Here is a 21036-nt window from a genome sequence, read left to right as displayed (position 1 = left end):
TTTGACAAAAAAAGAAAGCCCTTATAGGCTTTCTGTCACTTTTTCCTCGTTTCAACTGTCAAACTCCCGTACTCCATTTCTTACTTTTTCCATATGACAGCCATCGAATATTAGACATCATTATGTAACAAAAGGGAGTGTGTTGTTACATATTTTTAATAAACTCCTTTAAAAGTTTAAAAAATATGTTATACTAACTAATGATTCAATATTCAAAGTGTGAGGAGAAATAGAATGAATAGTGATAAAATACACTACGCTGATATAACAATAAGTGCGGTATCTCCTTCTCAATACCCTGACGACGGAATCCCTGAAATAGTGTTAGCGGGGCGTTCGAACGTTGGGAAATCGTCGTTTATTAATACAATGGTTAACCGTAAAAACTTGGCACGAACATCTGGAAAGCCAGGTAAAACAAGAACACTAAACTTTTTCAACATTGAAAATGAGTTATTTTTCGTCGATGTACCAGGATATGGATATGCCCAGGTTTCCAACGCAGAACAGGAAAAATGGGGAGTTATGATGAATGAATACTTTGCCACACGGGAAGAGTTAGTGCTGGGTGTCTTGTTAGTTGATTTTAGACATGAGCCTACTAATTTAGATATTCAAATGTATGAATTTTTCAAATATTTTAATATACCTGTTTTAGTTGTCGCCACAAAATCGGATAAAATAAAAAAATCAAAACATAATAAACACACGAGTATGATTAAGAAGGCTCTTAAACTCGAATCTGAAGATACTTTTTACCCGTTTTCTTCTGTGACAAAAGAGGGCCGTAAAGAAATATGGAACGAAATTTTAGCTTATACGAGGAATGGTAAAGAATGAAACTGTTAATGTATGGTGTAAATCGAGACAGTGTATCTGTTGATGAAATTTACAAATACAGTCTGAATGACGACATGCGAAAGAAACACCTGCAGGAAATAAAGTTATTTAGTGGGGTGAAAGAAGTCGTCTTGCTCGTTACAGAGAATAGAAATGAGTATTATTTGTTTGTAGACGAAACAGAATTTAAACATGGTGATTTACTACGGTATTTTGCTGAGTACACTAAAAAACCGCTAGAAGAGATTATACTGGAAACATACAGTAAATTTAACGATGACGTCGTGAAACATCTTCTCAATGTGTCTGCCAATGTCGACACAGATTATTCGGATGAATATGAAACGATTGAAATATTAGATCATGCTTTATTAGAAGCATTAAGAGAAAAATCAGTGGGGCCAGTCTTATATGCCCTATTCAAAACTGTACTTGAATTTTCAATAACCTTATGTGAAAAGGACTCTATTGAACCCATACTTCAAAGTAATGTATATAAAACAATTCGATTAATTAAAAAGAATTTTCCTGAAAAAGAAAACAAAGATTATTTAGTAGTCGGAGATCATCCGGTTGTAAAACAGCTGATGAAACATTTCATCGATGAAACAAATTCTTCTCTTACCATAGCAGTCAGAACAGAAGAAGACAAAAACAGCAAATTAGAGATTGAAAGATGGCTCAAAATGATGAATCATGCCCATCGCATCAAGAACATTCATACCGTTAGCTTTAAAGACATTGTCTTTAGATTAGCGAAAGCCGATGTAATTGTTGTAGGTCCATCTATTGAACATGCTTGGCTATCTGAAGAACTGATTCAGGAAATGAACGAAGTAAGACCAGGAGCTAAGAAACAATTAGTCTGTGACTTCAGCTTATGTCAAGATGAAACATTATTTTCTAAGTACAAAAATTTTGAATACAAAAACATACATGATATGGCTCCTAAACTATTCTCTGAAGAAAAACAGGAAAATGCGAAGGTTGTTTATGATGAACTGTTAACGGATTTTACAACCCACTATATGGACTATGTCAATCAACTCCAAGCTCAGAAATCAACAGCTTGGTTAAGTGCGAAGCGTCCTTCACAATTTGTGAGTTATAACAAAAAAATCAGTCATAGAGCGTAAAAAAGAGTCGGGAAAGAAGACTCTTTTTTTATTTTATTTAAAATACGGACACAAATAATAAGTGAGATTAGATATAAGGCTTAGATTAGTGTAAAATGAATAAATAATAGATTATAATTTTTTTTTATTTAAGAATGGTTTGTAATAGAAAGCAGGAGATACAAATGTCTATGTTTTTAGATCACGTTAAAGTGAATGTCAAAGCAGGAGATGGCGGCAATGGAATGGTCGCCTTCAGAAGAGAAAAATATGTACCAGATGGAGGACCTGCTGGTGGAGACGGTGGAGATGGCGGTAATGTTATCTTTGTAGTGGATGAAGGATTACGTACTTTAATGGATTTCCGTTACAATCGTCACTTTAGGGCTCAGAATGGTGAGAACGGGATGTCCAAAGGGATGCATGGAAGAAATGCCAAAGACCTCTATGTAAAGGTCCCACCTGGAACGATTGTCAAGGATTCAGAAACAGGGAGAGTCTATGCTGATTTAACCGAGCATAACCAAGAAGCTATTATCGCTAAAGGCGGCAGAGGAGGAAGAGGGAATATTCGTTTTGCATCTCCGAAAAATCCAGCTCCAGAAATTGCTGAAAATGGCGAACCGGGTGAAGAAGGAGAAATTGAACTCGAGTTAAAAGTTTTAGCGGATGTAGGACTCATTGGATTTCCTTCAGTAGGGAAATCAACCTTTTTATCTGTTGTCTCGTCTGCAAGGCCTAAGATTGGGGCTTATCACTTCACCACACTTGTTCCGAATCTCGGTATGATTAGAACAGAAAATGGCAGCAGCTTTGTGCTCGCTGATATGCCTGGATTAATAGAAGGGGCGTCTCAAGGTGTCGGTTTGGGAATAGAGTTCCTCAGACATATCGAACGCACACGCGTGTTATTGCATGTCGTTGATATGAGTGGTGTGGAAGGGAGAGATCCCATTGAAGACTACTACACGATTAATCAAGAATTAGAGCAGTATGATTTAAAACTACTGGAAAGACCTCAACTAGTCATAGCTAATAAAATGGATATGCCTGAATCAGAAGAGAACTTAAAAGTCTTTAAAGAAGAATTAAAGAAGAATAATGAAGAGGTAGAGATATTTGAAGTATCTGCCTTAACGCAACAAGGCTTGACTGCTGTGTTAAATCGTACAGCGGAATTACTGGAAACCGCTCCGGAATTTCCATTATACGAAGAAGAGACAGGCGAGGAAGAGCGTGTATTGTATAAGTTTGTACCTGAAAACAAAGACTACACCATCACGCGAGATCCTGATGGAACATGGGTATTATCTGGCGAGAAGTTAGAAAAATTATATCAAATGACGAATTTTGATTTTGATGAATCCATTATGCGTTTCTCAAGACAGATAAGAGGCATGGGAATTGACCAAGCTCTAAGAGAAAGAGGAGCTAAAAACGGAGACACAGTAAGAATTGATAACTTTGAATTTGAATTTGTTGAATAGACTGAGTAAAGGATTTTGATATGGAATTATTATTTTTAGGAACAGGTTCGGGAGTCCCTGCAAAATACCGGAATGTTTCAAGTATTGCTTTGAAATTGTTAGATGAAAGAAACAGTGTATGGTTATTTGATTGTGGAGAAGCGACTCAACACCAAATACTTAAAACAACGATAAAACCGAGAAAAATAGATAAAATCTTTATCACTCATTTACATGGGGATCACATTTTTGGCTTACCCGGTTTATTAAGTAGTCGTGCTTTCCAAGGGGGAGACACCCCAGTCACGATTTATGGGCCTAAAGGAATCAAACAATACGTTACGATGTCATTGAAGCTCTCTCAATCGCATTTCAAATATGCGATACGATTTGAAGAGTTCTCAAATGATACCACTTTATTGGAAGATGACCAATTTATTGTGACAACTAAGAAACTAAAGCATGGGATTCCTTCGTTTGGATTTAGAATTCAAGAGAAAGACCGTGAAGGGGAATTAAATGCTGAGAAATTACGTGAATTAGGTGTTCCATTCGGACCATTATTCGGACAGTTGAAAAAAGGTGAAACAGTTACGCTAGATAACGGGTTAGAATTGAACGGAAAAGACTTCATAGGACCAAAACAAAAAGGACGTATCATCACCATATTAGGTGATACAGTCAAACACCCAAATAGTGTAGAACTTGCACAAGATGCGGACGTCCTTGTCCATGAGAGTACATTTTCAGGAGAAGAGCAGGAATTAGCTAAGAACTATAACCATTCTACTAATATTGATGCTGCCCAAACCGCTAAAGAAGCGAATGTATCTCAGCTATTGCTCACACATATCAGTGCACGTTATTTATTTGCAGAGAGCAAAGAGATTGAAAGGAAAGCGCAGCAAGTGTTTCAAAATACCCAACTCATGCACGATTTTTCAGTGGTCGATGTACCTTTAAAGAAAGACTGACTACACGTATTGAAAATGGAAAAGAGAAGAGGATAACGATGAAGAGCGTAAAAGACAAAGTCATATGGATTACAGGAGCCTCCTCTGGTATAGGAGAGGAATTGGCTTATCAGCTGGCGGAAAAAGGAGCGACCTTAATTTTAAGCGCCAGACGAAAAGATAAGCTGATGTCTATTAAAGCAGAATGTATAAGAAGATTCGATGCAAATATTATTGCTTATCCACTAGATGTTTCTAATCCAGAAGAAATTAAAAGAGCAGTGGATCACTTGACATCTAAACTGGATAAAATAGATGTTTTAGTGAACAGCGCAGGCTTTGGACACACGGGTCACTTTATTGATTATGATTTTTCAAAAGCAGAGCAGATGTTTAAAGTGAATGTACTTGGATTAATGTATTTATCTCAGCTTATTGCCTTACACATGATTCCACATAAAGCAGGACAGATTGTCAATGTTTCTTCTATAGCAGGTAAAATTGCCACACCGAAATCATCTGTTTATGCGGCGACTAAGCATGCGGTAACAGGATTTAGTAATGCCTTAAGACTTGAATTGAAAGAACATCATATTGATGTGACCACAATCAATCCGGGTCCTGTCGAAACAGCCTTTTTCGATGTTTTTGATCCTGACCGTGAATACGTTAATAGTATTAGGCCCTTTGTTCTAGATGTAGAAGAGGTTGCCTCTAAAACGGTTAAAGCGATAGCTTCTCCCAAAAGAGAAGTTAACATGCCAGTCATTTTAGAAGTGGCTCACCGTGTGTATACACTCTTCCCAAAAACAGGAGACTATCTCACACGGACCATATTTAATAAGAAGTAAGGCATCATATAACACAATGAGGGGGAGTTTAGTATGAAGAGACAATGGAGTATGATTGGAGCGATTATTCTACTGCTTTTGGTTGCCATTTTATCTGTTTTGAATGTCGATTCCGTACCTTTAAATTTTGGTTTTGCTGTCGTTGAGTGGCCGCTAATCATTATTATATTCGTATCGATTCTTTTAGGGGCTGTTATAGCGACCCTGCTATCTACTTTTAAATCCTACAAAGACAAAAAAGAACATACGAAAGACAGTCAACCTGATTCCAAACCGTTAACAAGAACGGATAAGAACAGTAAAAATCTAGATAAATAATAAAAAAGAGGTAGGGGATAGTGTATGAATAAACAAAAGATTGCCATTCTAACAGATTCGGGTTCTGATGTTCCGGAGGCTATAAGAGAAAAATTCAACATTAAAGTGATACCGTTGAAGATTATTTTTAATGACGGGGAATATATTGATAAAGAAACCATAACAGCTGACGAAGTGTATCGAAAAATGGAGAATGAAATACCTAAAACATCACTTCCTGATGGAGAAGTAATTAAATCCATGCTGGATGAAATCAAAGCTGAAGGCTATGAAAAAGTACTGGCTATTACGATTTCTAGCGGTTTAAGTGGCACAAATAACATGGTCCGACTAGTCGCAGAACAATACGAAGGATTAGACATTTTCGTTTTAGATACAAAAAATATTGGGATCGGCTCTGGTTTATCTGTGGTAGAAGCAGCCAAACAAGTGGCTCTTCATACGGATTGGGACTCAATCGAAGAGAAGCTGCAAGAGGGGATTAAGAAAGCCAAGGTTTATTTCCACGTTCCAACGTTAGAGTATCTTCAAAAAGGAGGCCGCATCGGGCTCGTTCAGTCCGTTGTAGGAAGTCTTATGAATTTAAAACCCATTATTACCTGTAATGATGAGGGGATTTATCATACCGTTGCAAAAGTAAGAGGGAAATCCAAATCTATCAATAAAACTATTTCATTAGTGGAAGAGTTTGCTGCTAATGCAAAAAAATATAACTTAGCGGTAGCTTATGGTGGAGAAACAGCTTTAAAGGAAGCAGAAGCGATTCGTACTGAGCTGAAAAAGAGATTGTCTCATTATGAAAACTTTTTCTTTGACCAAATTAGTCCAGCTTTGGGTGTGCACACAGGTCCAGGACTGATTGGAATCGGTGTACAAATTTTAGATTAATCATCATATGTTACCAAGTATGAGATGCGATGAAGGATTTCCTTTATTGTATCTCTTTTTTTGGTATAATTGATGTCTGTGAGTAGTAAAGGAGTGTCACTTGTGCAAAAGATGATTTGGGAAATCCCCGATAAAACTATTGATGAAACAAAGGTAGACGCGTTAGCTGCAGAGATGAATGCGTCTAAGACGTTTATTAAACTATGTATGAACAGAGGACTACATACCAAAGAAGCAATTGATCGATTTATTAATCCTACTGCTGATTGGTTTCATGATCCGTTTACTCTTTATGAAATGGATAAGACGGTCGAACGCATCCAAGAAGCTCTCACTTCAGGTCAGAAGATAACCGTTTATGGTGATTACGATGCGGACGGTGTCACAAGTACAGTCATTTTATATGAAGCGATTGAAATGCTTGGAGGTCAAGTGGATTACTATATACCAAATCGCTTTATAGAGGGATATGGTCCAAATGTTGAAGCCTTTAATAAGTTAATAGAAAATGGAACAGAGTTAATTATAACTGTCGACAATGGTGTTGCAGGACATGAAGCTATTACCCATGCCAATACCTTAGGAATAGATGTGATTGTGACTGACCATCATGAGTGTCCAAAAGAATTACCTGATGCTTACTCTATCGTTCATCCCCGTCATCCCAAGGGGAACTATGCTTGTCCTGACTTATCTGGTGCTGGAGTCAGCTTAAAAGTGGCGACTGCATTATTAGGTGAAATTCCTGAAGAGCTACTTGATTTAGCGGCCATAGGAACGATAGCCGACTTAGTTTCTTTAACAGGGGAAAATAGAGCCATTGCTTATTTTGGTTTAAAGTGGATGAAACATTCTCAACGCATAGGGCTGCTGGCTTTACTTGCTGAGGGTTCCATCCCATTGGAATCAATCGATGAAGAAACAGTGGGGTTTAAAATAGCCCCTCCCATTAATGCAGTAGGAAGACTGGGAGACGCTACTTTAGTAGTGGACTTACTGACGACGTTTGACGATGAAGAAGCTCAGAGATTGAGTCGAATCATTATTAATAAAAACGAAGAAAGAAAAGCACTGGTGAATCAGATTACTTTAGAAGCCTTTGATAAGTTGGAAGAACAGTCTGATCAGGCCATTGTTGTTTTACACGAGCCTGGATGGCATGAGGGTGTTTTAGGGATAGTGGCCAGCAAAGTAGCAGATAAAGTGAGCAAGCCGACCATTATTCTAACAAGTGATCCCAATACCGAAAAAGTCAAAGGGTCGGGACGAAGTATCAATGGGTTCAATATTTACGAATGCATGAACGAAATAAGAGACTATTTAAGTCACTTTGGTGGACATGAAATGGCTTGTGGTTTAAGTTTAGAAATGAATCAACTAGACGCTTTTATTGAAGCCGTGAACAGACAAGCTGAACAGCTTATGGAAGACTCGGAGAGTTACAGAAAATTAGATATAAGTGGAATCGTTGAGTGGGAAGATATTTCAATTGATTTAATTGACGAGTTAAATGCATTAAAACCCTTTGGTCAGGAAAATGAAAAACCTCTATTCAAATTAGAATCTCTCTTACCAGATAAAGTGAAAATCATTGGAGCAGATCAGTCTCATTTGAAAGCAAGCTTAGTGAAAAATGAAAAACAGCTAGAGATGATAGCTTTTCAGTCAGCTGAATGGGAAGAAGTTTGGCGATCCTCTCCAAAGATTGACGTGGTAGGTTATTTAGATATTAATGAATGGAATGGAAACAAGAAGGTACAGCTTACAGCAGCTGACTTTAAAACGCAGGACTCTGTTATCATTGATTATAGAAAAGAAGGAAATCAAAAGCGGTTATTCAGTAAAGTAGGGGCTCATTATCTCTTTTTTAAAAAAGAACACTTCAATAAATGGAAACCGCATATCACTAGAGATTCTACAGGCTATCTATTAGATGAAAACAAAGACTTGCCGACTATCCATGAGGCCGATCCTGTGGTGTTCATGGATATCCCTGATGAGTTAAGTGACTTCGAAAAAGTGTTTAGAAACTACAAAGATCATACGCTCTATTTATTTTTCTACTCCCCACACGAGTATTATTTTAAAGGCGTACCTAAACGAGAACAATTTACTAAATTATATAAATGGCTCTTGAAAAACAAAACCATTCACTTGGCTAATGAGACTGAAAAATTGAAAAAGGTCATGAAATTGGACAGTGAGACACTTAAATTCATGATAATGGTGTTTTTAGAGAATGAATTTGTTACAATAGAGGATGGGAAGTTAAGCATTCGTTCCCAACCTCAGAAGAAGAACTTAGAGGATACTATAACATATCAAAAAAGATTAGCTCAAATTAAGACAGAAGAAACACTTGTTTATAGTTCCTTTAATGAACTAGTGTCTTACCTTAGAGAAATTTAATATGAGTTTTAAGAAGGCGGAGGAAAAAATGAATTTTAAAGACTATATTGCAGATGTACCAGATTTTCCAGAAAAGGGGATTACATTTAGAGATATTTCTCCATTGATGGCTGACGGGAAAGCTTATAAAGCGGCTACCGAAAAGATTGTCGAATATGCTAAAGATAAAGGCGTAGAGATGATTGTCGGACCTGAAGCAAGAGGGTTCATCGTTGGATGCCCCGTAGCAAATGAATTACAAGTCGGATTTGCGCCTTGTCGTAAAAAAGGAAAACTCCCAAGAGAAACTATTGAAGTGAGTTATGGGTTAGAGTACGGAAATGACGTCCTGCAGTTACACAAAGATGCGATTAAACCTGGTCAGAAAGTACTCATTACAGATGACTTGCTGGCTACAGGTGGAACCATTGCAGCAACCATACAACTCGTTGAAAAATTAGGTGGAGAAGTGGTTGGAGCAGCGTTCTTTATTGAATTGAAAGACTTAAAAGGACGAGATAAAATAGAAGGCTACGATATCTTCACATTAATGACCTATTAACAAAGACCCCTTCCTCATGTAAAGAGAGGAAGGGGCTTCTATTTATATTAAAATATATGGCTTCTATAAAGGGAAATGACTTTACCTAAAATTTTAGCATCATTTAAAATGATGGGATCCAAATTCTCATTTTCTGGCTGTAAACGAATATGATCGTTTTCTTTATAAAATCTCTTACAGGTCGCTTCATCTTCATCAGTCATAGCAATAACAATGTCTCCATTGCTTGCGGCATCCTGCTTGCGAACAATTACGTGATCTCCATCTAATATGCCTACATCCTTCATACTATCTCCTCGGATAGTCAGCATAAACAGGTTTCCTTTTTCAAATTCTAATTCATTTGGAATAGGGAAGTAATCCGTTGCTTCCTCAACAGCTAAGATTGGTTCACCAGCAGTAACGACACCAAGTAAGGGAATCATATCTTCATTTTCGTCGATCCCTAATTTACTTAAGCCTAAAGATGTAAATTCAATCGCTCTGGGTTTTGAAGGGTCTCTCAAAATATACCCGCTTTTTTCTAATCTGGAAAGGTGTCCGTGTACAGTTGAAGTGGAAGATAAATCAGTTGCTACACCAATTTCTCTCACTGTGGGTGGATACCCTCTATGTTGGACTTGTTCATATATAAATTGTAATATTTCTAACTGTTTCTTGCCTTTTCGGCCTCTCGTACTCATTTTCCAACCTCTCTTTCCTATCACGTATTCATTAATGGAACAACCGTTCTTACTTAGTTTGAGTATAGCACAGTAGATGTAACAATTCAAACTTATGTTCGAAAGAGTGTAAAGATTATTGAGTATTCTCGCCAATCTCTACCACTTTTAATGGAGTAATGGTATGATAAATAAGGAAAGCTATCGAAAGATAGTATAGCGCACTATTTAAGGAGGGTAATATGTTAGAGAAAGCAAAGTTAGACAGAATCAATGAATTAGTCAGAAAAGAAAGAAAAGATGGACTGACTAGTGAAGAAAAAGAAGAACAGACCAGCCTGCGTGAAGAATATATTAAAGCATTTCGCTCTGGAATGAGAAACCAGATTGAAGGCATGAAAATAGTAGACGAAGAAGGAACGGACTTAACGCCTGGTAAATTAAAAGAAATTCAACGTCAAAAAGGCATTCACAATCGCGATTAAGTGTTTGGTTTGTTATTAATTGAACGAAATCGCTTCTAATATTGAAATGGCAGCGAATTAATAGTACAATAGTTGAGTAAGTTTAGAATTTAAACAAACGAAAGGGATGAATAGTGTGTTTGATAATATAGATCAAATGGCAGTAGATACAATTCGTACACTCAGTATTGATGGTGTACAAAAAGCAAACTCGGGTCACCCGGGCTTACCAATGGGAGCAGCTCCAATGGCGTATACCTTATGGACACGTCATTTAAATGTAAATCCAAAGAACTCTAGATGGTTTGATCGTGACCGTTTTGTATTATCAGCAGGACATGGGTCTATGCTTTTATACAGCTTGTTACATTTATCAGGTTATGATGTCAGCCTTGACGATTTAAAAAACTTCCGTCAATTAGGAAGTAATACTCCTGGACACCCAGAAGTACACATAACTGACGGAGTAGAGGCAACAACTGGACCTTTAGGACAAGGTTTTGCAAACGCTGTAGGAATGGCTATGGCTGAAGCTCATTTAGCTGCTACTTACAATAAAGATGAGTATAACGTAGTCGATCATTATACTTATGGGTTATGTGGAGATGGAGACTTGATGGAAGGGGTTTCTCAAGAAGCTGCATCTTTAGCTGGTCACTTGAAACTTGGTAAGTTAATCATGTTATATGACTCAAACGATATTTCCTTAGACGGACCAACATCTAAAGCCTTTACTGAAGATGTAGGAAAACGATTTGAAGCTTATGGCTGGGAGCATATCTTAGTAGAAGATGGTAATGATCTAGAAGCGATTGACCAAGCTATTACACAAGCTAAAGAATCAACAGATAAACCGACATTAATCGAAATTAAAACAGTTATTGGTTTCGGTGCTCCAAACCAAGGATCACACACGGTACACGGTGCCCCATTAGGACCGGATGGTGTGGAAGCGGCTAAAAAAGCTTATGGATGGGAAGGCGAAGACTTCTATGTTCCTCAAGAAGTAGCAGACCGATTCAAAGAGCACATGGTAGATAAAGGTGAGAAGCTAGAAAAAGAATGGAACGAATTAGTCGATGCTTATCGTTCAGCTCATTCAGATTTAGCTAAGCAATTCGACTCTGCTTTGTCAGGCGAATTACCAGAAAACTGGGATAGTGAATTACCGTCTTATTCTGAAGAAGATGGAAAAGCAGCTACGCGTTCATCCAGTGGGGATATTATTAATGCTATCGCTAAAACAGTCCCTAACTTATGGGGTGGAGCAGCTGACTTATCCAGTTCAAACAAAACAATGATTGATGGAGAGAAAGATTTCCAACCGGGACAATATGAAGGACGCAATATCTGGTATGGTGTAAGAGAATTTGCTATGGCTGCAGCTATGAACGGGATTGTGCTGCATGGCGGAACTAAAACCTATGCGGCTACTTTCTTCGTCTTTACGGACTACTTAAGACCAGCTGTAAGACTGGCTGCTTTGTCAGACATTCCATCTATCTTTGTTATGACACATGACTCCATTGCTGTTGGAGAAGATGGTCCGACTCACGAACCAGTTGAACACTTATCTAGCTTCCGTGGGATGCATAATTTAACGGTATTGAGACCTGCTGATGGAAATGAAGCAGCAGCGGCGTGGGAAATTGCGCTTAAATCTACAGACCGTCCGACTATGCTTGTGTTAACTCGTCAAGACTTGCCAGTTTTACCTGGAACACAGGAAAAGGCCCGTCAAACGGTTCAAAAAGGAGCTTACGTTCTTTCACCTTCAGAAAATGATACACCAGATGGTATCTTAATCGCTACCGGTTCTGAAGTCTCATTAGCAGTCGAAGCTCAAAAAGAATTAAGAGCTCAAGGACAAGATGTATCGGTTGTTTCAATGCCAAGTTTCGACTTGTTTGAATTACAGTCAGCTGAATACAAAGAATCTGTTCTTCCATCATCAGTCACTAAACGTGTCGCTATTGAAATGGGATCTTCATTCGGATGGCATAAACATGTCGGAAACGATGGACGCATTTTAGCTATCGATAAATTTGGTGCAAGTGGAAATGGTGAAGCTGTTGTTGAAGCTTATGGATTTACAACTGAAAATGTCGTGAATACCTACCTTTCAATTAAATAATTACTGAAATGCTCTCGAATAAAGCCTCTCTTTCTGACTTTTAATAGAAAGGAGGCTTTTTTCGAGGATAAGAATAATAATTAGTCGAATAGGTTTATTTTTGTTCCCTAATTGTGTAAAATGATTCAGTGAACACTTTTATGTTAGCTGAGAGGAGTGAAAGATATGAATACAGGATTAGCCATTTTATTAATAATTCTTGCCCTAATCGGTGGTCTAGTAGGTGGTTTCTTTATAGCCAGAAAATACATGATGGATTATTTCGAAAAGAATCCGCCAATTGATGAAAACATGTTGCGTATGATGATGCTTCAAATGGGTCAAAAACCATCTGAAAGAAAAATCAATCAGATGATGACACAAATGAAACAACAGCAGAAAACAGCTAAGAAAAAAAAGAAAAAGTAAGGTGAAACGGACAGGTATCTGTCCGTTCTAATATGACAAAATATGACATAGTGTCATATGAGTGTAGAGTGATGAACAAATATAGTAGGGGATTAGATTATGGGAATATTTAAAAGACTAAGTTGGTTTTTCAAGCAAGAGAAAAAATCCTATTTGATAGGGATACTGGCTCTAGTTATTGTTGCCTTGTTACAATTGATTCCTCCGCGTATCATAGGTATTGTGGTGGACGAAATAGAAACAGGCGCGATTACGTCAGCGTCATTAACACAGTGGCTAGTCATATTAGCTTCCACTGCGATTGGACAATATTTACTTCGTTATTTATGGCGTGTCAAAATTTGGGGAAATGCCGCCAAGTTAGAAAAGATTGTAAGAAATCAGTTATATGATCACTTTACAAATATGGATAATGAATTTTTTCAAAAATACCGTGCTGGCGATTTAATGGCTCATGCAACCAATGACTTGAGAGGGTTGAGAATGGTCGCCGGGGGAGGCATATTGACCATGGCAGATGCCATCAGTGTGGGATTAACAACACTGATTGCTATGATGTTTGTCGTCGATTGGCGCCTGACGCTTATTGCTATTATTCCACTGCCATTTCTTGCTATAGCCTCACGCGTTTTAGGAAGAAGACTGCATGTCCTGTTTAGAGATGCTCAAGCTGCTTTCTCTCAACTAAACAATAAAGTTCAAGAAAGTATTCAAGGAATCAAAGTCGTCAAAACCTTTGGACAAGAAAAAGAAGATATAGAAGATTTCGATAGAGAAGCCGAACATGTTGTAGAAAAAAATAGAGCCGTTTATAAAGTAGACTCTTTATTTGATCCGACCATAACATTTATTATGGGAATCGCCTATTTCTTAACTATTTTTGTTGGAGGCTTATTAATCACCAATAATGAAATTACCATAGGAGATTTTGTGACTTTTATTAACTATATCGGTATGCTGGTTTGGCCAATGTTCGCCATCGGTCGATTGTTTAATATTATTGAAAGAGGATCAGCAAGTTATGACCGGATAGAAAATTTACTAAGAGAAGAAACTTCTGTTATAGAAAGACACGGAGCGGTTGAAAAACCTATTTCTGGTGATTTGAATTATGCTATTGAAGAATTCAGCTATCCGGATTCTAATGACATCACTTTACGTGATATTCACTTCACATTAAAAACGGGTGGAACATTAGGTGTAGTCGGTAAAACAGGAGCAGGAAAAACAACGATCATTAAATTGCTTCTAAGAGAATATGATCAGTATAAAGGAAACATCGAATACGGGAATTATGACATTAGAGATTATACTTTAGATGCTTTACTGAAACATATCGGATACGTCCCGCAAGATAACTATTTATTCTCAGACACTATTCGGGAAAATATTCGTTTCGCTGATCCTACCTTGGATCAGTCTGCTGTAGAAGCAGCTGCTAGACTAGCTAATATCCATGAAGATATTTTAGAATTGCCCAAAGGATATGATACGGAAGTAGGAGAACGTGGAGTATCTCTTTCCGGTGGTCAAAAGCAACGTATTTCGATTGCTCGAGCTATTCTTATTAATCCAGAACTGATGATTTTGGATGATTCATTATCGGCTGTAGATGCTAAGACAGAAGAAAGCATCCTGTCCGGATTAAAAGATATCCGATCTGGGCAAACGACTATTATTGCCGCTCACCGAATCAGTTCGGTTATGCATGCCGAAGAAATCATTGTGGTTGAAGAAGGAACAATTGTGGAGCGCGGCACACACGAAGAACTTCTTGAAATGGATGGTTGGTACAAGCATATGTATGAACAACAACAACTTGAACGTAAATTGGAAGGGGCTGAGTAGTCATGGAACAACAAGAATTATCTAAGAGACGCTCCATTCCATTTAATGAACAAATGGTCATTTTAAAACGTATATTGAAATTTGCTAAACCTTATAGAAATCAATTTATACTAGCTATATTCTTCAGTGTAGCTTTAGCTATTACCAATGCTGCTCTGCCAAGAATTATCCAAGTGTTTATTGATGATCACTTAACGACTGGGCAAGTTGCTATGCAAACCATACTCTTTTTTGCCTCCTTGCATCTGGGCGTGACTATTATAAGGATGACCGTATGGTATTTTGAACTGTATATATTTAATATGGCTTCAGAGAAGACCGTCAAAAACATTAGACACCAACTGTATACTAAGCTTCATAGCTTGGGCATACGCTTCTTCGATCAGACATCAACGGGTTGGATTATCACGCGTGCTACGAATGATACAGAAGCCATGAAAGACTTCTGGCATGTGTTCTTGACCATCATTCAAGGCTTGTTTGGGGTTATCATATCCCTTGGAGCAATGTTTTTATTAGATGTCAGAGTCACGTTATGGATTCTTATATTTGCTCCTGTTTTATTAGTCGTCATTCGTTTCTACCAGGTGTACAGTTCGTCCACCTATCATGAGATGAAATCCAAACTCAGCTTACTCAACACTAAATTAGCTGAGACCATTAATGGAATGTCAGTTATTCAGCAATTCAGACAAGAAAAACGCTTGAGAAAAGAGTTTGAAGAGACAAACGAATCTTACTTTGATTCTCGTTTCTCCATGGTCAGAATTAATGCTATTTTGCTTAGTCCAGTCATCAATATGCTGTATACATTAGCAGTGGTATTGATACTAGCGATATTTGGTATCGACGCTTTAAACAGCCCGGTTGAGGTTGGTGTCATCTATGCGTTCACATCTTACGCTAATGACTTCTTCAGACCGTTGACTAGATTAATGGATAGTTTAAGTTTGTTTCAGGATGGCGTCGTTTCAAGTAGCCGTATACTAACGGTTATGGACAACGAAGAGTATGTTCCTGAACAAAACGAAGGAGCTAGTGAAACCATTACAGAAGGGAAAATTGAATTTAAAAATTTATCCTTCTCTTACGATGGAGAAAACAAAGTATTGAAAAATATCAACTTTACCGTCAATCCTGGAGAAACTGTGGCCCTAGTCGGTCATACAGGAAGTGGAAAGTCGTCTATTATCAACGTGCTCATGCGTTTTTATGATTTCCATGAAGGAGAAGTTTTAATAGATGGGAAATCGATTAAAGATTATCCTATGAGAGAATTAAGACAACGCACCGGTCTAGTACTGCAGGACTCCTTCCTGTTTTATGGAACAATTAAAGACAATATTCGCCTCATGAATGATCAAATTTCAGATAGAGAGGTTATCGAAGCGGCTCGATTTGTGCAAGCCGATCGCTTTATTGAAGAATTAGATGGACAGTATGATGCTAAAGTGATCGAAAGAGGAGCGAGCTTCTCAACCGGTCAAAAACAATTGCTCTCCTTTGCGAGGACGATTGTCCGTGATCCAAAGATTCTCATTTTGGATGAAGCGACCGCAAACATTGATACCGAGACAGAGTCATTAATTCAGGAAGGCTTGCAGCGCATGAGAAAAGGGCGGACTACCGTGGCGATTGCCCACCGTCTGTCAACCATTCGAGATGCTGACCAAATTCTTGTTTTAGATAAGGGAGAAATTGTAGAACGAGGGACGCACGATGAGTTAATTGAACGTGGCGGACTCTATAAAGATATGTACGAATTACAAAATTTAGGACTACAAACATCATCCGTTTAAAAAGAAAAGTCTTCAGCCATACTTTATGGCTGAAGACTTTTTCTTTCTTTACTAAGTTCGTTCTCTAATTGATCAAAGGATTCCTGTATTTTATTGGAATAGTAGGCATTAACATCTTTGACCCCTTCAACTTTTCTTTCCACAATAAAAGGATCTCCGACACGCACAATCGCCCGATTTCTTTTTAATAGGTCCTTAAAGGTTTCTGCACCACTGAATACGATAGGAACCATAGGCTTTTTACTCAACTTGGCTATCGTCACGGCTCCCCCTTTTAGCTCACTCGAGTGTCGCGTCCCAGTAGGGAAAATAACTAATCCTAAATCCGTTTCTTTTAATATTTTAACAGGTGTCTTAATCGCGCTTGGTCCTGGATTCTCTCGGTCCACTGGGAAAGCGTTCAGTTTTGTCACAAACCATCTGAGCAAGGGATTTTTGAATAGTTCCTTCTTCGCCATAAAGGCAAACTGCTTAGGTGCTGCCACAAATGCCAGATATACGGGATCAATCCAGGAGCGGTGAGGAGCGATTATAATATAATTGTCGTCTTTCGGTAACTTTTCACGTCCTTGGTATTCAGGTTTTCCATTTAAAAGTAAAATAATTAAATAAATGAGTCCTCTAATAAAAGAGAAAAACATAAGGCCACTTCCTTTATATAATCTGTTATAAGTATGCGACAGTTTCTTTTTTTTATCAAGGAATTTTTTTAACGAAATCATTGTCTTACACTCAAAAAAGTTTGCATTAGGAGAAGGGACTATGCTATAATAATCGATGGTGCAAATAGCACTAATTTCACACCTTAGTGGATGCAATGAATGGTGCTCTGTTGCCATAGAGTGTTCATGCAGATGAAGCTAGGGGAGGGAAAATAAAAAACCATATTGGAGGAATGAAAAATGGCAGTAGTATCAATGAAACAATTACTAGAGTCAGGGGTACATTTTGGTCACCAGACAAGACGCTGGAACCCTAAAATGAAACCTTATATTTTTACAGAAAGAAACGGTATCTACATCATTGACTTACAGAAAACTGTTAAGTTAATTGATCAAGCATACAACTATGTTCGCGAAATCGCAGAAGATGGTGGAGTGGTTCTTTTTGTAGGAACTAAAAAACAAGCTCAAGACGCTATCAAAGAAGAAGCACAAAGAGCTGGCGCTTACTACATTAACCACCGTTGGTTAGGTGGAACATTGACAAACTGGGATACGATTCAAAAACGTATTTCACGTTTGAAAGAAATTGAAAGAATGGAAGAAGACGGAACATTTGACGTCTTACCTAAAAAAGAAGTCGGAATCTTAATTAAAGAACGCGACCGTTTAGAAAAATTCTTGGGCGGAATTAAAGATATGCCTCGTAAACCAGATGTTTTATTTGTGGTTGACCCAAGAAAAGAACACATTGCAATTGCAGAAGCAAGAAAATTAAACATTCCAATCGTAGCTATGGTAGATACGAACTGTGATCCAGATGAAGTAGACGTTATTATCCCTTCAAACGATGACGCTATCCGTGCTGTTAAATTATTAACTAAAACAATAGCAGATGCTGTTATCGAAGGAAATCAAGGTGAAGAAGGATTTGAAGAAGAAGCTAAATCTGATTCTTTAGACGAAATCGTTGAAGTTGTTGAAGGCGACAACGAATAATTCTTTAACATTTTATAATCACAGACTACTAATACTAAGGAGGAACAATAGTGGCAACTATTAAAGCAGCTCAAGTAAAAGAATTACGTGATAAAACAGGCGTAGGAATGATGGACGCTAAAAACGCATTGGTAGAAACAGATGGCGATTTAGACGCAGCCATTGACTACCTACGTGAAAAAGGTGTTTCAAAAGCAGCTAAAAAAGCAGACCGTATTGCAGCGGAAGGATTATCTAACGTTCAAATTAACGGAAACACTGCAACTATTGCTGAAATCAACTCTGAAACAGACTTCGTTGCTAAAAACGAAAAATTCCAAACGTTAGTATCTAATATCACTAAGACACTTAACGAAAACAAACCGGCATCTGTTGAAGAAGCTTTAGAAACAGAAATGGACGGAGAAAAAATGTCTTCAGTTATTGCTGAAGCAACTCAGACTATTGGAGAGAAAATCACTCTTCGTCGTTTTGCAAACGTTGAAAAAACAGATAATGACGTATTTGGTGATTACGAGCACATGGGTGGACGTATCAGTGTATTAACTATTGTTGAAGGAACTGACGATGTGGAAATAGCTCGTAACGTAGCTATGCATATCGCAGCTATCAATCCTCAATATGTGACACGTGACGAAGTCCCTGAGGAAGCTCGCGAAAACGAATTGAAAATTTTAACTGAACAAGCTAAAAACGAAGGTAAACCTGAAAATATTGTTGAAAAAATGGTTCAAGGGCGTTTAAACAAATGGTTAGCTGAAGTAAGTCTTGTTGACCAACCATATGTTAAAAACCCAGATCTAACTGTTGGACAGTATTTGAAAGAAAACGGTGCTTCTATAAAAGCATTTATTCGTTACGAAGTTGGAGAAGGTATTGAAAAACGTTCTGAAGATTTCGCAGCTGAAGTTCAAAGCCAATTAGGCAAAAAATAAAAACATGTAAAAGCAGGGATAACGTTATCCCTGCTTTTTTACTGCAGTTAATGGAATAATGAAGAGTAAAAAGGAACTCTATTATATAGTCCTATCCCTTTTGATTAAACCGAAGGGAATGACATTTTTAGATGACCTCACAACTGTTCTATGGTAGAATAATGATGGATGAATGATGGAGGGAAAGAGTTTATGGAAGAACCGAAGTACAAACGTATCGTCTTGAAAGTAAGTGGAGAAGCCTTAGCTGGAGAAACCGGTTTTGGGATTCAACCACCTACCATTCATGAGATATGTCAAGAAATCAAAGAAGTGCACGAATTAGGAGTAGAAATAGCTATAGTAGTCGGTGGCGGAAATATCTGGAGAGGCCAAGTAGGGGCTGAAATGGGTATGGAACGGTCACAAGCCGATTACATGGGTATGATTGCCACGATTATGAATGCACTGGCTTTACAGGATTCTTTAGAAAATATTGGCGTACCCACTCGAGTGCAAACTTCCATAGAAATGAGGCAAGTGGCTGAACCGTATATTCGTAGACGAGCCATGAGACACCTTGAAAAAGGAAGAGTGGTTATCTTTGCTGGTGGAACAGGAAGTCCATACTTCTCAACCGATACCACCGCAGCCTTACGTGCGGCAGAAATGCAGGCAGATGTCATTATGATGGCTAAAAATAATGTAGATGGTGTGTACTCTGCTGATCCGAATGTGGATTCAACAGCCACTAAGTATGATGAGTTAACCTATTTAGATATCATTAACAAATCCTTACAAGTCATGGACTCAACGGCATCTTCTTTAAGTATGGATAATGATATTCCATTAGTTGTCTTTAAATTAAATGAAAAAGGAAACATTAAACGTGTTGCAATGGGAGAACCCATCGGAACAACTGTTAGGAGGAAAAAATAATGACTGAAGCAGTTTTAAAAGATACACAAGCTAGAATGAAAAAAGCAGAACAAGCATATGTGAGAGAATTGGGTGGCATTCGTGCAGGACGTGCGAATCCTAGTCTGTTAAACCGAGTCATGGTTGAATACTACGGCGTACCAACACCGTTAAACCAGCTAGCTCAAATTACAGTACCCGAAGCAAGAGTTTTACTTATTACTCCTTATGACAAGAGTGCATTAGGAGATATCGAAAAAGCCATTAATCAATCAGAAATTGGCATCCCACCTGCAAATGATGGAACCGTCATTCGTTTAGTGGTCCCGGCTTTAACTGAAGAGAGAAGACGAGAAGTAGCTAAGCAAGTAGGGAAAGAAGCTGAAAATGCTAAAATTGCGGTACGTAATATCCGTCGTGACAGCATGGATGCACTTAAAAAGTCTGAAAAGAATGGCGATTTAACAGAAGACGAACTCCGTCATTACGAAGATGAAGTTCAAAAGATTACAGATGCGAGTGTCAAAGCGATAGATGCGTTATCTACTGAAAAGGAAAAAGAAATTTTAGACGTCTAATTGCAGAAAAAAAGGAGAGTAGTGAAACTCACTGGCTCTCCTTTTTTATTATGTTTTGAATTACAGTTTATCGACAATGTATTTATTTACGAGTTTGGTAACTAATGACGTAATGATGATACTGATAATATATTTTCTTAGGCGTCTCATAAGACAACCTCCTTATAAAATTTTAAACTTTTTATTGTATCGTACATATAGTATGATTATGGTGTCAAAACCCCATAATTTTAAGCACTTAATCAACTTGAAATGCTCAAAAGTATACA

20 protein-coding genes are annotated in these 21036 nt (G+C 37.9%); 18 read left to right on the top strand and 2 right to left on the bottom strand.

The genetic code is table 11. From position 1 onward, the window contains the following. Positions 1-234 precede the first annotated feature (234 nt). The 9 genes from yihA to ABDZ53_RS02245 all read left to right on the top strand — a co-directional run bounded on the left by yihA (position 235) and on the right by ABDZ53_RS02245 (position 9381). Positions 235-840 carry a ribosome biogenesis GTP-binding protein YihA/YsxC gene (yihA, locus tag ABDZ53_RS02285; RefSeq protein WP_343753570.1) on the top strand — a complete coding sequence of 202 codons (606 nt, stop codon included), beginning with the start codon at positions 235-237 and terminating at the stop codon, positions 838-840. Next, entirely contained in the window at positions 837-1976 is a 1140-nt protein-coding gene (locus tag ABDZ53_RS02280; RefSeq protein WP_343753568.1) for a glutamyl-tRNA reductase, read from the top strand. Before yihA ends, ABDZ53_RS02280 begins: the two co-directional genes overlap by 4 nt. Positions 1977-2140: 164 nt before the next feature. After that, positions 2141-3442, top strand: a complete 1302-nt coding sequence (obgE, locus tag ABDZ53_RS02275; RefSeq protein ID WP_343753566.1) for a GTPase ObgE — start codon at positions 2141-2143, stop codon at positions 3440-3442. A 20-nt stretch (positions 3443-3462) separates the two neighbouring features. Continuing rightward, a complete protein-coding gene (gene rnz, locus ABDZ53_RS02270) occupies positions 3463-4395 on the top strand; it encodes a ribonuclease Z (protein WP_343753564.1) in 933 nt (310 codons plus the stop codon). Between the two features lie 38 nt (positions 4396-4433). Beyond that, complete coding sequence (locus tag ABDZ53_RS02265) at positions 4434-5225, top strand: SDR family NAD(P)-dependent oxidoreductase (protein WP_343753562.1); 792 nt, start codon at positions 4434-4436, stop codon at positions 5223-5225. A gap of 33 nt (positions 5226-5258) precedes the next feature. Then, positions 5259-5543 carry a LapA family protein gene (locus ABDZ53_RS02260; protein WP_343753560.1) on the top strand — a complete coding sequence of 95 codons (285 nt, stop codon included), beginning with the start codon at positions 5259-5261 and terminating at the stop codon, positions 5541-5543. Positions 5544-5567: 24 nt separating this feature from the next. After that, entirely contained in the window at positions 5568-6431 is an 864-nt protein-coding gene (locus tag ABDZ53_RS02255) for a DegV family protein (protein ID WP_343753558.1), read from the top strand. Positions 6432-6542: 111 nt separating this feature from the next. Further along, positions 6543-8840, top strand: coding sequence for a single-stranded-DNA-specific exonuclease RecJ (recJ, locus tag ABDZ53_RS02250; RefSeq protein ID WP_343753572.1), 2298 nt, complete (start codon positions 6543-6545; stop codon positions 8838-8840). A 28-nt stretch (positions 8841-8868) separates the two neighbouring features. Continuing rightward, positions 8869-9381, top strand: a complete 513-nt coding sequence (locus tag ABDZ53_RS02245; RefSeq protein ID WP_343753556.1) for an adenine phosphoribosyltransferase — start codon at positions 8869-8871, stop codon at positions 9379-9381. Positions 9382-9428: 47 nt separating this feature from the next. On the opposite strand, the gene lexA is transcribed toward ABDZ53_RS02245, so the two are convergent. Beyond that, entirely contained in the window at positions 9429-10064 is a 636-nt protein-coding gene (gene lexA / locus ABDZ53_RS02240) for a transcriptional repressor LexA (protein ID WP_343753554.1), read from the bottom strand. Positions 10065-10285: 221 nt separating this feature from the next. Between lexA and ABDZ53_RS02235 the strand changes: the two genes are divergently transcribed. The 5 genes from ABDZ53_RS02235 (at position 10286) to ABDZ53_RS02215 (ending at position 16696) form a co-directional block, all read left to right on the top strand. Then, positions 10286-10528 (top strand): DUF896 family protein, encoded by a 243-nt coding sequence (locus ABDZ53_RS02235; protein WP_343753552.1) that lies wholly within the window; start codon positions 10286-10288, stop codon positions 10526-10528. A 106-nt stretch (positions 10529-10634) separates the two neighbouring features. Next, positions 10635-12641 (top strand): transketolase, encoded by a 2007-nt coding sequence (tkt, locus tag ABDZ53_RS02230; RefSeq protein ID WP_343753550.1) that lies wholly within the window; start codon positions 10635-10637, stop codon positions 12639-12641. 165 nt (positions 12642-12806) lie between these two features. Further along, positions 12807-13049 carry a YneF family protein gene (locus tag ABDZ53_RS02225; RefSeq protein WP_343753548.1) on the top strand — a complete coding sequence of 81 codons (243 nt, stop codon included), beginning with the start codon at positions 12807-12809 and terminating at the stop codon, positions 13047-13049. 99 nt (positions 13050-13148) lie between these two features. Next, positions 13149-14897, top strand: coding sequence for an ABC transporter ATP-binding protein (locus ABDZ53_RS02220; protein ID WP_343753546.1), 1749 nt, complete (start codon positions 13149-13151; stop codon positions 14895-14897). Positions 14898-14899: 2 nt separating this feature from the next. Next, positions 14900-16696: an ABC transporter ATP-binding protein gene (locus ABDZ53_RS02215; protein ID WP_343753544.1), complete on the top strand. Its 1797-nt coding sequence runs from the start codon at positions 14900-14902 to the stop codon at positions 16694-16696. A gap of 23 nt (positions 16697-16719) precedes the next feature. Here ABDZ53_RS02215 and ABDZ53_RS02210 read toward each other — a convergent pair whose 3' ends face one another. After that, complete coding sequence (locus ABDZ53_RS02210) at positions 16720-17337, bottom strand: lysophospholipid acyltransferase family protein (protein WP_343753542.1); 618 nt, start codon at positions 17335-17337, stop codon at positions 16720-16722. Between the two features lie 261 nt (positions 17338-17598). On the opposite strand from ABDZ53_RS02210, the gene rpsB reads away from it, so the two are divergent. The 4 genes from rpsB to frr all read left to right on the top strand — a co-directional run bounded on the left by rpsB (position 17599) and on the right by frr (position 20767). Beyond that, positions 17599-18357: a 30S ribosomal protein S2 gene (rpsB, locus tag ABDZ53_RS02205; RefSeq protein ID WP_343753540.1), complete on the top strand. Its 759-nt coding sequence runs from the start codon at positions 17599-17601 to the stop codon at positions 18355-18357. 50 nt (positions 18358-18407) lie between these two features. After that, the gene (gene tsf / locus ABDZ53_RS02200) at positions 18408-19292 is read left to right on the top strand and encodes a translation elongation factor Ts (protein ID WP_343753538.1); all 885 of its coding nucleotides are present in this window, start codon (positions 18408-18410) and stop codon (positions 19290-19292) included. A gap of 192 nt (positions 19293-19484) precedes the next feature. Beyond that, positions 19485-20210 (top strand): UMP kinase, encoded by a 726-nt coding sequence (pyrH, locus tag ABDZ53_RS02195; protein WP_343753536.1) that lies wholly within the window; start codon positions 19485-19487, stop codon positions 20208-20210. Next, positions 20210-20767 (top strand): ribosome recycling factor, encoded by a 558-nt coding sequence (frr, locus tag ABDZ53_RS02190; protein WP_343753534.1) that lies wholly within the window; start codon positions 20210-20212, stop codon positions 20765-20767. Before pyrH ends, frr begins: the two co-directional genes overlap by 1 nt. Positions 20768-21036: the final 269 nt, after the last annotated feature.

It is taken from the genome of Alkalibacterium iburiense, from assembly GCF_039521845.1.
Classification (GTDB): domain Bacteria; phylum Bacillota; class Bacilli; order Lactobacillales; family Carnobacteriaceae_A; genus Alkalibacterium; species Alkalibacterium iburiense.
This window is presented reverse-complemented; position numbering and strand designations above follow the sequence as displayed.

Bases quoted from the DNA above. Each gene is read 5' to 3' on its own strand.
- yihA (WP_343753570.1), top strand. From the start codon at position 235: ATGAATAGTGATAAAATACACTACGCTGATATAACAATAAGTGCGGTA.
- ABDZ53_RS02280 (WP_343753568.1), top strand. From the start codon at position 837: ATGAAACTGTTAATGTATGGTGTAAATCGAGACAGTGTATCTGTTGAT.
- obgE (WP_343753566.1), top strand. From the start codon at position 2,141: ATGTCTATGTTTTTAGATCACGTTAAAGTGAATGTCAAAGCAGGAGAT.
- rnz (WP_343753564.1), top strand. From the start codon at position 3,463: ATGGAATTATTATTTTTAGGAACAGGTTCGGGAGTCCCTGCAAAATAC.
- ABDZ53_RS02265 (WP_343753562.1), top strand. From the start codon at position 4,434: ATGAAGAGCGTAAAAGACAAAGTCATATGGATTACAGGAGCCTCCTCT.
- ABDZ53_RS02260 (WP_343753560.1), top strand. From the start codon at position 5,259: ATGAAGAGACAATGGAGTATGATTGGAGCGATTATTCTACTGCTTTTG.
- ABDZ53_RS02255 (WP_343753558.1), top strand. From the start codon at position 5,568: ATGAATAAACAAAAGATTGCCATTCTAACAGATTCGGGTTCTGATGTT.
- recJ (WP_343753572.1), top strand. From the start codon at position 6,543: ATGATTTGGGAAATCCCCGATAAAACTATTGATGAAACAAAGGTAGAC.
- ABDZ53_RS02245 (WP_343753556.1), top strand. From the start codon at position 8,869: ATGAATTTTAAAGACTATATTGCAGATGTACCAGATTTTCCAGAAAAG.
- lexA (WP_343753554.1), bottom strand. From the start codon at position 10,064: ATGAGTACGAGAGGCCGAAAAGGCAAGAAACAGTTAGAAATATTACAA.
- ABDZ53_RS02235 (WP_343753552.1), top strand. From the start codon at position 10,286: ATGTTAGAGAAAGCAAAGTTAGACAGAATCAATGAATTAGTCAGAAAA.
- tkt (WP_343753550.1), top strand. From the start codon at position 10,635: ATGAATAGTGTGTTTGATAATATAGATCAAATGGCAGTAGATACAATT.
- ABDZ53_RS02225 (WP_343753548.1), top strand. From the start codon at position 12,807: ATGAATACAGGATTAGCCATTTTATTAATAATTCTTGCCCTAATCGGT.
- ABDZ53_RS02220 (WP_343753546.1), top strand. From the start codon at position 13,149: ATGGGAATATTTAAAAGACTAAGTTGGTTTTTCAAGCAAGAGAAAAAA.
- ABDZ53_RS02215 (WP_343753544.1), top strand. From the start codon at position 14,900: ATGGAACAACAAGAATTATCTAAGAGACGCTCCATTCCATTTAATGAA.
- ABDZ53_RS02210 (WP_343753542.1), bottom strand. From the start codon at position 17,337: ATGTTTTTCTCTTTTATTAGAGGACTCATTTATTTAATTATTTTACTT.
- rpsB (WP_343753540.1), top strand. From the start codon at position 17,599: ATGGCAGTAGTATCAATGAAACAATTACTAGAGTCAGGGGTACATTTT.
- pyrH (WP_343753536.1), top strand. From the start codon at position 19,485: ATGGAAGAACCGAAGTACAAACGTATCGTCTTGAAAGTAAGTGGAGAA.
- frr (WP_343753534.1), top strand. From the start codon at position 20,210: ATGACTGAAGCAGTTTTAAAAGATACACAAGCTAGAATGAAAAAAGCA.